12 protein-coding genes, 1 rRNA gene and 1 pseudogene are annotated in these 14,425 nt (G+C 37.1%); 13 read left to right on the top strand and 1 reads right to left on the bottom strand.

What is annotated here, in order from left to right:
* Nucleotides 1–150 precede the first annotated feature (150 nt).
* From rrf to hisC, 8 genes are all read left to right on the top strand, one after another.
* Nucleotides 151–265, top strand: a 5S ribosomal RNA gene (gene rrf / locus F984_RS15070).
* A gap of 324 nt (nucleotides 266–589) precedes the next feature.
* A complete protein-coding gene (locus F984_RS15065; protein ID WP_004710512.1) occupies nucleotides 590–2,038 on the top strand; it encodes an RNA polymerase factor sigma-54 in 1,449 nt (482 codons plus the stop codon).
* Nucleotides 2,039–2,207: 169 nt separating this feature from the next.
* Nucleotides 2,208–2,546, top strand: a complete 339-nt coding sequence (hpf, locus tag F984_RS15060) for a ribosome hibernation-promoting factor, HPF/YfiA family (RefSeq protein WP_001167461.1) — start codon at nucleotides 2,208–2,210, stop codon at nucleotides 2,544–2,546.
* Between the two features lie 138 nt (nucleotides 2,547–2,684).
* Entirely contained in the window at nucleotides 2,685–2,936 is a 252-nt protein-coding gene (ibaG, locus tag F984_RS15055; RefSeq protein WP_002050455.1) for a BolA family iron metabolism protein IbaG, read from the top strand.
* A 6-nt stretch (nucleotides 2,937–2,942) separates the two neighbouring features.
* Nucleotides 2,943–4,199: a UDP-N-acetylglucosamine 1-carboxyvinyltransferase gene (murA, locus tag F984_RS15050; protein ID WP_004710509.1), complete on the top strand. Its 1,257-nt coding sequence runs from the start codon at nucleotides 2,943–2,945 to the stop codon at nucleotides 4,197–4,199.
* The gene (gene hisG / locus F984_RS15045) at nucleotides 4,199–4,882 is read left to right on the top strand and encodes an ATP phosphoribosyltransferase (RefSeq protein ID WP_002050281.1); all 684 of its coding nucleotides are present in this window, start codon (nucleotides 4,199–4,201) and stop codon (nucleotides 4,880–4,882) included. Before murA ends, hisG begins: the two co-directional genes overlap by 1 nt.
* Nucleotides 4,883–4,987: 105 nt before the next feature.
* A complete protein-coding gene (hisD, locus tag F984_RS15040) occupies nucleotides 4,988–6,277 on the top strand; it encodes a histidinol dehydrogenase (RefSeq protein ID WP_025469347.1) in 1,290 nt (429 codons plus the stop codon).
* 69 nt (nucleotides 6,278–6,346) lie between these two features.
* Nucleotides 6,347–7,432 (top strand): histidinol-phosphate transaminase, encoded by a 1,086-nt coding sequence (hisC, locus tag F984_RS15035; protein WP_004710506.1) that lies wholly within the window; start codon nucleotides 6,347–6,349, stop codon nucleotides 7,430–7,432.
* A 3-nt stretch (nucleotides 7,433–7,435) separates the two neighbouring features.
* Here hisC and F984_RS15030 read toward each other — a convergent pair whose 3' ends face one another.
* Complete coding sequence (locus F984_RS15030; RefSeq protein WP_004710504.1) at nucleotides 7,436–8,824, bottom strand: anthranilate synthase component I family protein; 1,389 nt, start codon at nucleotides 8,822–8,824, stop codon at nucleotides 7,436–7,438.
* A gap of 318 nt (nucleotides 8,825–9,142) precedes the next feature.
* Between F984_RS15030 and filA the strand changes: the two genes are divergently transcribed.
* The 5 genes and pseudogenes from filA to F984_RS23055 all read left to right on the top strand — a co-directional run.
* Nucleotides 9,143–9,991, top strand: a complete 849-nt coding sequence (gene filA, locus F984_RS15025; protein WP_002050459.1) for a putative pilus system protein FilA — start codon at nucleotides 9,143–9,145, stop codon at nucleotides 9,989–9,991.
* Between the two features lie 297 nt (nucleotides 9,992–10,288).
* The gene (gene filB / locus F984_RS15020) at nucleotides 10,289–11,122 is read left to right on the top strand and encodes a putative pilus system C39 family peptidase FilB (RefSeq protein ID WP_025469346.1); all 834 of its coding nucleotides are present in this window, start codon (nucleotides 10,289–10,291) and stop codon (nucleotides 11,120–11,122) included.
* Nucleotides 11,123–11,166: 44 nt separating this feature from the next.
* Nucleotides 11,167–12,351 (top strand): putative pilus system protein FilC, encoded by a 1,185-nt coding sequence (gene filC / locus F984_RS15015; RefSeq protein ID WP_004710498.1) that lies wholly within the window; start codon nucleotides 11,167–11,169, stop codon nucleotides 12,349–12,351.
* A 12-nt stretch (nucleotides 12,352–12,363) separates the two neighbouring features.
* Nucleotides 12,364–14,028, top strand: coding sequence for a putative pilus system OmpP1/FadL family transporter FilD (gene filD, locus F984_RS15010; protein WP_004710495.1), 1,665 nt, complete (start codon nucleotides 12,364–12,366; stop codon nucleotides 14,026–14,028).
* Nucleotides 14,029–14,042: 14 nt separating this feature from the next.
* A pseudogene (locus tag F984_RS23055) lies at nucleotides 14,043–14,425 on the top strand (putative pilus assembly protein FilE); the annotation flags it as partial.

The raw sequence follows: 14,425 nt of genomic DNA, 5'->3' as shown, positions 1-14,425 counted from the left end.
TCAATCGATTCATAAATCTACAAAGCAACTTGATTTAGTTAAACGCTTAGCTAAAATGAACACAGTCAGATTCAATCAGCCCAGTCTGTAAAGATTTGGAAAACGCTTCGGCAGTTAATAAGACCAAAGCAAGTATCCATAAACAGTTGTGCTGGCGACCATAGCAAGAGTGAACCACCTGATCCCTTCCCGAACTCAGAAGTGAAACCTCTTAGCGCTGATGGTAGTGTGGGGTTACCCATGTGAGAGTAAGTCATCGCCAGCTCATTATTCCAAACACCCCCATTCTAAAGAGTGGGGGTGTTTTTTTATTTGTCATATGATTACTTCAAGAATAATATAAATTCGATAAAATATGGAAAAATACAAGCGGTATAAAGTGAAAATATAATTCATGAAGCAATAATCTTTTTTAATTATTCTCAATCGATCATTAGATATAACTCAAAATAACCTTAATATTATTTTAGAAGATTAAATTACTACTTTTCTCATGAAATGCTGAGTCAATATATAGGATAAACCATTACTATATGCTATAAATAATGAATAGGCATGATTTTTGCTTGTTTTTTGGAAAGAGAAATATATGAAATTATCTGTTGGATTGAAAGTTGCGAACTCTTTATCGTTAACACCTCAATTGCAGCAGGCAATCCGTTTACTGCAGCTCTCAAGTTTAGAATTAGAGCAAGAAATTCAAATTCAATTAGATAGTAATCCATTACTTGAAAAAGTGGAAGATGAATCAATAGCAGAAAGTTTATCCACTTTAGAAAAAAAAGAGGCAGATGATCTTACTACAGAGTTAAATGCAAACCATTTACCTGATGATTTACCTGTTGATACTGAGTGGGATGACATTTATACCCATCAGTCTACAGCTCTGGCTACGCCTGAATTTGAAGAGCGTGAGGATAACCGTCAAGTTCAGATGACACTTAAAGAGCATATGTTAGAACAAGTCAATTTATTGCATTTTTCAAAAATAGATCAGTTGATTGCTTATTGTATTGTGGATGCCTTAGATGATAAGGGATTTTTAGATGCTGAGATAGAAGAGATAATCTTAGCTGTACAACATCTATTAAATGATATGAATATTGAGGAAGACGTTGAGGAAGATGAAGTTTTAGTTGTTTTAAAGCATATACAACGGCTTGATCCAATTGGTATTGGTGCCCGTAATCTTGCCGAATGTTTAAAAGTTCAGTTAGAGTTTTTGCCTAAAGAAACTAAATATCTAAAAGAAGCTAAAAATCTACTTCAATATTATGAATTATTGATTGCGAACGATCTCAATAAATTATTAAAACAAACAGGTCTTTCTAAAGATCAGTTAAAGTTTGCAGTTGATTTGCTAAAAACACTAAAGCCTTACCCAGGTATGGATTTTGAAAAGCAAGAATCAGAATATCAAATTCCTGATGTAGTAGTTGCTAAGAAGGATTTACATTGGCAAGTTCAGTTAAATCCTGATGTGATGCCAAAACTAAGAATTAATTCTTTTTATTCGAGTATGATTCGTAGGGCAGATCAGAGTGATGATAATTTATATCTGCGTAATCAGATGCTTGAAGCCAAGAATTTTATAAAGAGCATTGATGAGCGCCATAAAACTTTATTAAAAGTTGCGACTTGTATTGTTGAGCATCAAAAAGCATTTCTTGAAATAGGTCCTGAAGCAATGAAACCGTTGGTACTACGGGACGTTGCTGAGGAAGTGGAATTACATGAGTCTACAGTTTCTCGGGTCACAACAAATAAATATATGCTAACACCACGTGGACTTTTTGAGTTGAAATACTTCTTTTCTAGTCACGTGGGAACAACAGCAGGCGGGGAGGCTTCCTCTACCGCCATTCGAGCTATGATTAAAAAGTTGGTATCCAATGAAAATCCACGTAAACCATTGTCTGATAATGCAATTGCTGCTTTGTTAAAAGATGAAGGGATAGAAGTGGCTAGAAGGACTGTAGCAAAATATCGAGAATCGTTACATATTCCATCGTCATCCGAAAGAAAAGTCTTGATCTAGATTTTGAAGTATGACTATTCTAGATATTCATTATGACGAAATAATGAAATTTCAATTTCACCAAAAGGAGTAGCTAGAATGATTTAATTGTCCCAAATCATCTTTTTTAGATTGCATTAAATCGTTTTAGTTCTTCTTTATATAACCCAAAAAGGTGAGGGATAGAATTATGCAAATAACGATTCGTGGACATCATTTAGCAATTACACCAGCTATAGAAGAAAATATTAAAGCAAAATTTAATCAGTTAACAAAACATCTTGATCAGGTGAATAGTATGCAGATTAAATTAACCAAAGATCATCAGATTGATAAGCGATCGCATAAAGGTAGTTCTAATCATGTGGCCGAAGCAATAGTCCGGTTACCGGGAATTGAACTATTTGCTCAAGCAACAGCAGATGATATGTATACTTCAATTAAAAAACTGACTGAAAAACTAAAAAAACAATTGTTAAAATATCGGAAAATGCAATGTACATATTCACAAGTTGCTGTTTCTATTTAATAAGTTTTTAATAATTGAGAGAGGCTTGAAATATAGCCTCTTTTTTATTGATAAAATATAAACACGTACTGAATTCTTTGAAAAAGTTATAGTAAAATACTTCGTTTTACACCGTAGGTTGTGCCAGAGGTCTTTGCAATGAATAGTGAACAGCTCACTCAAATTTTAAAAGAAGCTTTTCCTGAAGCGGAAGTAGCGGTGAGCGGACAGGCTGGAAAATTTGACCTCCGTATTGTGGATGATCAATTTGAAGGTAAGCGTACTGTTGCCCGTCAACAAGCAGTTTATGCACCATTAAATACTTATATTGCAAGTGGCGAAGTTCATGCCGTAACAATTCGTGCGATGACCAAAGATGAATGGCGCAAAGCAAGCCTTTTCGGAGCTTAAATATTAATGGATAAATTTTTAATTACGGGCGGTGTTAAGCTCGAAGGGGAAGTACGCATTTCTGGTGCTAAAAATGCGGCTTTACCATTACTTGCGGCAATGATTCTTGCTGACTCTCCAATTACATTAACCAATGTTCCAAATCTTAAAGATGTAAATACTTTGGTGAAATTAATTGGTGGTTTAGGCGTCACGATCAGTTATGAGAACGATACCGTTAAAGCTGATACCTCGACTTTAGATAACCAGTTTGCGCCTTATGAACTTGTAAAAACAATGCGTGCATCTATTTTGGTTTTAGGACCATTATTAGCGCGTTATGGAAATGCCAAAGTTTCATTACCTGGCGGATGTGCAATTGGCTCTCGACCAGTAGATCAACACTTAAAAGCCTTAGAAGCGTTAGGTGCTCATATCGAAGTCGAAAATGGTTATGTCCATGCGACTGTAGATGGTCGACTTAAAGGCGGTGAAGTAGTCTTCGATATGGTCACTGTCGGCGGTACTGAGAATATTTTAATGGCGGCTGCTTTAGCAGATGGTGTAACTACAATTCGTAATGCTGCGCGTGAACCTGAAATTACTGACCTTGCCCAAATGCTTATTAAAATGGGCGCAAAAATTGAAGGTATAGATACCGATACACTCGTTGTTACTGGTGTTGAAAGTCTACATGGTTGTGAATATGCAGTTGTTGCAGACCGTATTGAAACAGGTTCTTACTTGGCTGCAGCGGCTATTACTGGTGGTCGTGTAAAAACAACACATACAGATCCTTCATTACTTGAATCTGTTTTAGACAAGTTTGAAGAAATGGGTGCTGAAGTGACCCGTGGCGACGACTGGATTGAATTGGATATGTTGGGTAAGCGTCCTAAAGCAGTAAGCTTTAGAACGTTGCCGCATCCTGAATTCCCGACTGATATGCAAGCACAAATTATGGCTGTAAATGCAATTGGTCGTGGCTTTGCAACGATTTCTGAAACCATTTTTGAAAATCGTTTCATGCACGTTCCTGAATTGTCACGTATGGGTGCTAATATTCAGGTTGAAGGTCATGATGCTGTTGTGACTGGTGTTGAAAAATTACAGGCAGCACCTGTAATGGCAACAGATTTACGTGCTTCATTCTCTTTGGTTTTAGCGGCTTTGGTTGCTGAAGGTGATACATTAATTGACCGTATCTACCATATTGACCGTGGTTATGAGCATGTCGAAGAAAAACTTCAAGGTTTAGGTGCCAAAATTAAGCGAGTAAGTTAATGAATGACGTAAGAAACGATGATCCTAATTTTAACGTAATGGGTAATTTTGATCATGGTTTGACCTTGGCACTGAGTAAAGGACGTATTTTAAAAGAAACTTTACCTTTACTTGCTACAGCAGGTATTAACCTACTTGAAGACCCGGAAAAATCGCGTAAGTTAATTTTTCCTACCACTCACAAGCAAGTTCGTATTTTGATTTTACGTGCGTCTGATGTGCCAACTTATGTTGAGAATGGTGCAGCTGACTTAGGTGTAGCCGGTAAAGACGTGCTTATGGAACATGGTGCTCAGCATGTTTATGAGCTATTAGACCTGCAGATTGCGAAATGTAAATTAATGACTGCTGGTAAAGTAGGAATGGAACGTCCAAAAGGTCGTCTAAAAATTGCGACTAAGTACGTCAATCTAACTCGTCAATACTATGCAAGCTTAGGTGAGCAGGTGGATGTTATTAAGCTTTATGGTTCTATGGAGCTGGCACCACTCGTTGGTTTAGGTGATTATATTGTTGACGTCGTGGATACCGGAAATACTTTGCGAGCAAATGGTCTTGAACCATTAGAAGAAATTTGTAAAGTATCTTCACGCCTTATTGTTAATAAAGCGAGCTTTAAACGTAAACAAGGCTTATTAAACCCTATCATTTCCCAACTTGAACATGCTGTTCAATCACGTTAAAAGTAATTTCCTATCATGCTTTTGCGATAGTTGTAGATATGATGCCCACAAGAGTCTAGAAAAAGAGTAAACTTGGTTTTTCTTTTTCGCCTTGTGGGTAAATTGATGCGACGTTTATCGACTCAAGATCAGAACTTCAAACAGGTTTTTGCCGAGCTTTTAGCTTTTGAAACTGTTAATGATCCTAATTTAGTTCAAACAGTAGATCAAATTATTGCTGATGTTCGTCAGCATGGTGATGATCATGTTTTAAAACTTACTCAACAGTTCGATCGACATCCAGCGCATCAATTTTCCGATCTAGAATTGTCTCAACAACAACTTAAAGCTGCTTTTGATGGTTTAAACAAAGAGATTCGTGAAGCCTTACAACTCGCGGCTGATCGTATTCGTACATTTCATGAGGCTCAGAAACAAGATAGCTGGACTTATGTAGATGATTTAGGTAACACCCTAGGACAAAAAGTGACTCCACTTGACCGTGTTGGTATTTACGTACCAGGCGGACTTGCATCTTATCCTTCATCTGTACTTATGAATGCAGTGCCTGCACATGTGGCAGGTGTACCTGAAATTATTATGGTGGTGCCTGCGCCAAATGGTGAACTAAATCCACTCGTTTTAGCTGCTGCTTATTTAGCTGGTGTTAGCCGAGTATTTACTATTGGTGGTGCACAAGCTGTTGCTGCTTTAGCTTATGGTACTCAGACCGTTCCACGTGTTGATAAAATTACGGGCCCTGGAAACCGATTTGTAGCAGCAGCAAAACGTGCTGTATTTGGTCAGGTTGGTATCGATATGATTGCTGGGCCTTCTGAAATTTTAGTATATGCGGAAGGTGTGAATAACGCTGAATGGTTAGCGATGGATGTATTATCTCAAGCTGAACATGACACAGTCGCTCAAGCTATTTTCATTACTCCAGATGAAGCATTGCTAGAAGCTGTAGAGTCTGCAATTGAAAAACACTTAAGTGAATTGCCAAAAGCTGATATTGCACATACATCGATTGAAAATCGTGGGGCTTTAGTTTTAGTAAAAGACCGTGCAGAAGCTGTTGATTTGATTAATCAGGTTGCACCAGAGCATTTGGAGTTATGTCTTGATGATGCTGAAACAATGAGCGAAGACATTCGTCATGCAGGGGCAATTTTCATAGGACGATATACACCTGAAGCAATTGGTGATTACTGTGCTGGCCCAAATCACGTATTACCAACATCTGGTACAGCGCGCTTCTCATCGCCACTTGGTGTATATGATTTTCAAAAGCGTTCTAGCTTGATTATGTGCTCAAAAGAGGGCGTTAAAACATTAGCTAAGACGGCTGATGTCCTTGCTGTCCAAGAAAATCTTGATGCCCATGCACGTTCGGCTCGTTATCGTTATCAATAAGCCTTAAGCCTTTTAGTTTTTTTAATGATTATTCAGGGCTGACTTTCAGCCCTTTTTTGAGATAAGACTATGACTGTATCTACAGCACAAATGCGTTTTTGGAGTCCTGAGGTTCGTGAACTAGAGCCTTATGTGCCAGGTGAACAACCTAAAATCCAGAATTTATTAAAGTTAAATACCAATGAAAACCCGTATCCGCCATCACCCAAAGTAGTAGAAGCAGTTCAAGCGGTATTACATGAACAAGCTGATGCTCTTCGTTTATATCCAGATCCGGATGCTACAGCTTTAAAACAAGCGATTGCTAAGCAACAGGATATTGATGTATCTCAAGTTTTTGTAGGTAATGGTTCTGATGAGGTGCTTGCTCATATTTTTAAAGCATTTTTCCTTCAAGAAGAACCGATTCTGTATCCGGATATTACTTATAGTTTTTATCCAGTTTATAGCCAGTTTTTTGGAACAAAAACAAAAGAAATTCCACTCAATGAGAATTTCGAGATTGATGTCAAAGATTATACTCAGCCTAATGGTGGGGTTATTATTACCAACCCAAATGCACCAACCAGTATTGCGTTAAGCTTGGCAGAGATTGAACAAGTGTTACAAGCTAATCCAGACCGTGTGGTTGTGATTGATGAAGCTTATGTTGATTTTGGTGCTGAGTCAGCTGTAAGTTTGATAAACCGTTATGAAAATCTTGTGGTGTGCCAAACAACTTCAAAGTCTCGTTCTTTGGCTGGTTTACGCGTTGGATTTGCGATTGCTCAGTCACATTTGATTGCAGCACTTGAAGCGGTAAAAAATAGTTTTAATTCATATCCAATTGATCGATTTGCTATTGCAGCGGCTGTCGCTTCTTTTGAAGATCAAGCCTATTTTGAAGAACAGTGTCAAAAGGTCATTATAAGTCGAGAAAAACTTGTTCGTGATTTAACGGAACTTGGCTTTAACGTCTTGCCATCGAAAGCGAATTTTATATTCGCTACGCATTCGCAATATGATGCTGGGCAATTAGCACAAAAGTTGCGTGAGCAGGGCGTTATTGTCCGTTATTTCAATAAGCCTCGCATTAATCAGTTTTTACGTATTACGGTTGGAACTGATGAACAAAATGCGCGTTTAGTTCAAACATTGAAGCAAGATATTCTTTAATATTTATTCTGCTGTGCTGTTCATTAAGTTCAGCATAGCAGAGATTTTATCAAGACTTTCTTGATATTCAGCCTCAGCTTCTGAGGCAATCGTAATACCGCCACCCGCCCAAATAGAGAGTTGGTTTTGATATTGTTGAAAACTGCGAATTAAAATATTCCAACGTCCCGTGCCATCGAAATTAAAATACCCCAGAGTCCCGCAATATGCTCCTCTTGGCGCACCTTCTAACTCTTCAATAATTTGCATTGCTCGAATTTTAGGAGCTCCTGTAATTGAACCTCCTGGTAAAGCAGTGAGTAACATTTGCATAGGATTAATATCATTTTTAAGTGTAGCCGTAACTTCACTTACCATGTGATGAACTTGATTGAAACTTTCAATTTCAAATAACTTCGTTGTTTTTACCGAGCCAGTATTGGCATAAATGCTCAAATCATTACGTAATAAATCAACGATCATGACATTTTCTGCTTGATCTTTTTTAGAGTTTTTTAAGGTTTGCTTTGAAAGTAAATCTTGTTCTTCATTTTTAAAACGAGGCATAGTACCTTTGATCGGTCTGGTTTTAATTTGCTTATCTACATCAAACTCAATAAATAATTCAGGAGAGCAGCTTAATAACTCAAAATTTTCTAACTTCAAATAACCAGCATATGGAGCATTAGTTAAATTCCACAACTCTTCTGCTTTATTTAATAATGAGCCGGTAAAATTTGCACTGAATTCTTGAGTAAGGTTAATTTGATAACAATCTCCTGCTTTAATATATTCTTGTATTTTATGAAAGGCAGTTAAGTATTTATTTTTATTCCAACGAGGATGAATATTTTCTTCTAATTTAAAAATATTATTTTTTAGTTTAGAAGAAGGTTTTTTGAGTAAATCTGAAATATATTTAAAAATTTCTAATGCATTATTTTCATCGCTAAAAAAATACCATTCATTATTTATATTTTTAATAAAAGAATGATAGCAACCTATAAATAAAGAAGGTTGTTCATGTAATTGATTATTTATAAATTGATTCGCAGAGAAGTCATAGCTAATAAAACCAATATATCCTCCATTAAAGCTTATAGTTTCAATATTTTTGTTTTTTAGATCTGGGGATTGAAATTGAGAAAAATCTATAAGACTCTGTATGTCAGATGAAGTTTGATAATTATTTAGGTCCGATTTTTCAAATAAAAAATTTTTATAATTTTGAATAATTAAATATTTATTTGGAAGAAACCCAATAACCGGATTGTTGTCATCATGAAGATATACAAGCCCGATTAACTCTTCTAATTTTTTTAAAATATCGGCAGCAGATCGAGAGCTTTCTAAAGAGATTTTTTTCTTTAACTGAGACATTTTAAACATATAAGTACTTGGAAGAGGTGACATAGTTTACTACAACTTCTAGTCCATCAAACGGATGAGTCGAAAGAGTTTAATATTTCGTAGAAAAAACAACCGAACAATTTTTCAGTTTTGCTAATAATTTATGAATTCGAACGGGCAATCAATATCGGTACCGTTTGTCGGGTAATTGGCAAAAAGTGCATTACAGTAGTTGAACAAAAATTAACGTAGCTGTAATTTAGTAATTGCTAAGCAAAACTACTCAAGGATTGGAAGTTTCGGTTGCCACAAAAGAAAAATGCAACTTGAGACAGTAAGAGTGGTTAAGTCAAAAAATAAATGCTCTTGGGAGAGTGCTCAATGAAAATGTTCACTAAACTTGCTTTAGTTTCTTCTTTAGCTATCAGTGCAAATGCTATGGCAATGCAATCAATGGATGATGCAGCGCTTAGTGCTGCTACAGGTCAAGACGGTATTAATATCGGTATTGCTTTGGGTTCTGGTGGTATTTCTATCGATAAATTATACCTACACGATAATGATGGTTTAGCAACATCAACAGGTATTACTGGCGCTTCAGGTACAGCGGGTTCAATCGCAATTAGTGGTGTTACGGTAACTCAAAAAGGTACAGGTAATCTTTTAGATTTAGCGATTGATACAAATGGTGCTTCAGGTTCAAATGGTGCTTTCTTAAACGTTGCAGCAACAGTAGGTGCGGTTGACGTGCATGTTGGTTCAATTGGTGTAGGTACTTCCGGTACATTAAATACAACTACGGCTGTACGTGGTATTACTGAAACTGCTCCAACTGAAATTATCTCTGGTTTAGATTTATCTTTGGGTCAAATTTCTGCAAATGTTCAGTTAGGTTCAACTCCGCAAGGCGCAATGATCAAAGTGAACTCTAGCTTGCAAGGTGGTTTAACACTATCTAACTTCGGTATTAATGATGCTGCTGGTGGTGGTAAAATTGTCCTAGACAAAGTAATGGTTCGTGGTTCAGGTAATACAACTGGTGACTTGGATGTAAATGCGAATATTTCTGTTGTTCCTACAGGCTTACGTATCCAAAATAACAGTACGCAAGGTATGAACGTTTATGCACAGGGCGTACACCTAGGTGCAGCGGGTAATGCTTCAATTGGTGATTTAGAAATTCAAGGTTTAAATGTAGGGACTTCTACAATTACTATTTCTGGTCACTAATTTAAAGACTGATAAAAAGCGCGTTTATACGCGCTTTTTTATTTATCTTAATAAAACTAATATCTATACTTTTCTATTTAAATAATATTAGCTTATATAATAAGAAAGAATATAAAATATTTAAATGAGAATTAATTAACAGTTTATAAATGTAAAACTATGCATTCATCAAAAAGATTAAAAAAAAGCTGTTTTTTACAAAAAAAAAAGGTATCTTCAACACACAGGGATGTAGAGCTATTGCTCTAAGAATAAAATGAATAAGGCCGGTTAGGCCACCATTTAGACCAAGTGCTTATGTTAGAGATAGTTTTAGGCTCAGCATTGATGTATTACTTTGCGACAGAAGCCTTCGAAATAGAAAAAAAGCCGCCGGGAACTGTTTATTATACAGAGACTGCCGATTCACGTAATTTATCATTTCATCGAAACCATATTGAACCTGTCACAATAAAACCGGCTTTAGAAGACCAGTTTCGTGGCATTGTTCGACAAGCCTATGATTATAGTTGTGGCTCTGCTGCACTTACGACTTTATTAAATGGCTATGTGGGAACGAGTTTAACTGAACAGCAAACAATGAGTGGTTTGCTTCAGTATGGCGAATATCAACGTATTATTGAGCGCCGAAGTTTCTCATTACTTGATATGAAGCGCTTTGTCACAGCAATTGGTTTAGACAGCGGTGGTTATCGAGGTGAGTTTTCTGATTTAGTTAAACTCGGTCAGCCTGCAATTGTGCCTATTTCTTATGCAGGTTTTAAACATTTTGTCGTATATAAAGCTTATAAAGATGGAAGAGTATATGTAGCTGACCCTGCTTTAGGGAATATCAGCTTTGATGAAAGTCGTTTTAAACAAATTTGGGATAATAATACTTTATTTGTTATTTCTGTTCCTGAATCACAGCGTAAAGATCTATTGGCATTAAAAGATGCAGATATGCGTCATGTCGAAGATGCCACGGTCAATAGATATGCTTTTGTTGATGTTCAATATCCAGCATTTAACTTTGATCGTTTAGCAAATAAAGCTTCAACCATGAGACGTGTGCTAGATAACGATAATCATTCGCCGACATATGGACAGCCGATAGAAACCTATATGCGTCTTTATTACAAACGCAAATAGTCAATTTTAAAGTTAGTAAAATAAATAAATTGGGTAGGAAAAACATGAATAATCGATGGATGAAGATGAGTGTGTTGGCCTTAAGTATGAGTGCCATTACAGGGACAATCTATGCCGAAGATCAAGTACAGCAAGCACAAGTATCTGATACGAATCAGACTGTAGCAAATGGAACAGAAAGCTCTGGCTCTTCAGAAGCTATAACCTCTAGTTCAGCTACAACAGATAATACTACGCAAGCATCAAATGTAGTAGATACGAATGCCGCAGCCCCAGCTCCAAATAGTGAGGCACATCAAGCTGCAAGTGCGTTACAGAAAAAAGAAGGTGATGCTAGTCAGGAGACAAATTTACAAGAAGTATTTACTTCAAATGAACGTCAATATTCTTTGATTAAGAAGGGCGTAATTTCTTCTTACTATGACCTTGATTACACTTACTATCGTGACGCTCGTATTGATTTAGCCTTATCGGATAATTCTTCTCAACTTAACCGTTTACGTGTTGAAGAAGATGCTAACCACACATTAACGAATAGTTTTACTTTCCAATATGGGGTGTTAGATAACTTAACCTTGTCTGCAACTCTTCCTTTTGTTGCTAAGTCTGAGATTATTAAAGATAAAACAACAGCTGGTTTAGGTGATATTTCTTTTGGTGCACGCTGGGAACCTTTTCCATTAAAGCAAGGCCGTTTACCACTCGTACTTTTTGGTAGCGTATCAACTAAAACAGGCGATAGTCCTTATGAAATCGGTATAGATGAGCTGTCAACAGGTAAGGGATATTACTCGGTTGGTGTAGGGGCGAGTACTCGAAAATATATTGATCCAGTTGTTCTCTTCGCTTCTGCATCTGCCAATTATGGATTTAAAGAAAGTGGCCTTAATCAAGCCCGAGGTTCACGCATTTTAGAATCTTTTGATCCAGGGATTAGTGGCGGTTTCTCATTTGGTTTTGCTTATTCATTTAACTATGACGTGTCTTTGACGATGTCATATCAGCAAAGTTTTAATACAAATGCTGAATTCCAATTTAATAATGGTGAGTCGTATAAATCACCAGATCAAAGTAGTGGAATGTTATCTTTTGCTTTAGGTGTTCGCGTTTCACCTGAAACGATTGTTAATGGTACTGTTGGTATTGGTTTAACCGAAGATGCACCAGATATTTCTCTTGGTTTGTCATTCCCGTTAGATATTTTAGGTTTTAACAAAAAACAAAAATAAGGAGATATGCAGGTGAAATATCCTAAATTATGTCCTCTAACGGCGGCAATTGTTATCTCCGGTTTTTCTAGCTTTGCCAATGCTCAATTAGGACAAAACTTAGCTGTTGATATTCGCTCACTATCGATGGGGAATGCTGTAACTGCAGATCCTCCAGGTATTAGTGCAGTTCATTTTAACCCTGCAGCCTTAGCAAAAATTGATGGGTTGCAAACCGATGTACAGGGAATTCTTGCTAACTTTGATATTCAGCGTGAGTTTTCTGCGCCCCCTGGTTATAACATTTTTGGTTATTCAGATGACCCTCTCGTTTGTAATGATGGTCCGGAAGTTTCCGCTAATATCTGTACAGATTTCAAAGGGACAGTGCATGGTGATGTCGAGTACGCAAGCTTATATGTGCCGATCCTAAAAAAAATGGTTGATCTTGGAGGAGGATATCCTCTAGTTGCTCCTACAGCCGGAATTGCCTATAAACCACCTGGTTCAAAAGTTACTTATGCGACAGCAGTATATGCCCCCTTGGTAGCAGGGTTTGGAGCAGAGAATGGTAATCCTGGTAATTACATGGGTAAGCAAGTTGCTGTAGAACGGATCACTTATTTATCCCCATCGTTTGGTTATCAGGTAAATGATCATTTATCAATTGGGGCTTCTATAGGGATGTCCTATAACGCAATCGCATTAAATACTGATTTACGTTTTCCAAATGAGATGATTGGTGTATTGCGTATGGTTGATGATGTGGTATGTGCACCGTTCAAAGACAATAACGATATGATTACCGATCTATTGTTATTGGGAATTTGTAATGCAAAAGAAGGTATGAATCCATTTGGTAAAATGGGTTCATTGCAAGTTTCGTTAGAACAATCATTAAGCCCAAGTTATAACCTAGGTTTACTCTGGGAACCAACAGAAGATTTTGGTTTTGGTATGGTCTATCAAAGTGCTGCCAAGATGCGTTTAAAAGGCAAATACATGATTAATAATGCCAGAGCACCTCAAGAATTAATCAACGGTCTTAACTCATCAGCTACGGGTCAAATTTTAGCTGCCATTCTCGGATTACCTGGTTATGTTCCTGATACTGAGTCCGGTTTAGTTGCAATGGATCTCGAGTATCCAGCACATTTCCAAGCGGGTATTAAATATAAAATATTACCAGATTTACAAGTTAACTTTGATGTGGGATGGACCGATTATTCTGCTTGGAATAAATTTAAGTTCGAATTTGATCGACAAATTACGTTATTAAAAGTAGCAAAGCTTTTATCTAATGACGTTACCGATAATTCATTATCATTGCCACTGAAATTTACCTCGCCATGGAGCTGGGGGATTGGTCTTGAATATTCAGCAACTGATCGTTTGAAATTAAGAGCAGGTTATGAACCTCGTGCCAGTTCAATACCTGATGATAAACGTAATACCATGGTCCCGATCAATAATGCACAATTATTTGGTCTTGGGGTGGGGTACCGTTTTGATGCGGATACTGATCTAGATCTTTCAGTGGGTTTCTTACGTAGTCGTGACAATATTCCAGCTTGTACGAGTACATTGTCGAATAAGTGTGGTGTCGATAATATTTTATTAAACCCATATTCTGGTTTAGATGTAAAAACGAATACAAAAGTTACAGTACTTGGTTTGAGCTATAGAACAAAATGGTAAAACAATATAAAAGGATGTTTCGACCTAGATTTGCTATCTCAACTTTATGTGTTGCGATAGCAAGCGTTTCTGTATCTTATGCAGATGGGTTCTATACAATCATTGGTCCAGATGGTCGACCAATGATTGTGCCGAGTAAAAAAGTCGAACAGAAGCAATCAAATATTAGAATCGAAGCACCGAAGCAAGTGGCGCAGCCTAAATCTGTCGTTATACCTGTTCAAGAAGCACCTTTTGAGAATCTTCATAATTCAAAAGAACCTAAAAAGTTTGAATCACGCGCTATAAAAAAATTAAATACTGCACCGACTGCACCGACTGCACCGACTGCACCGACTGCACCGACTGCACCGACTGCACCGACTGCACCGACTGCACCGACTGCACCGACTGCACC

Source organism: Acinetobacter nosocomialis NIPH 2119 (assembly GCF_000368085.1).
Taxonomy (GTDB): Bacteria; Pseudomonadota; Gammaproteobacteria; order Pseudomonadales; family Moraxellaceae; genus Acinetobacter; species Acinetobacter nosocomialis.
The sequence above is the reverse complement of the archived record's forward strand: the minus strand, read 5'-3'. Positions and strand labels throughout refer to the sequence as shown.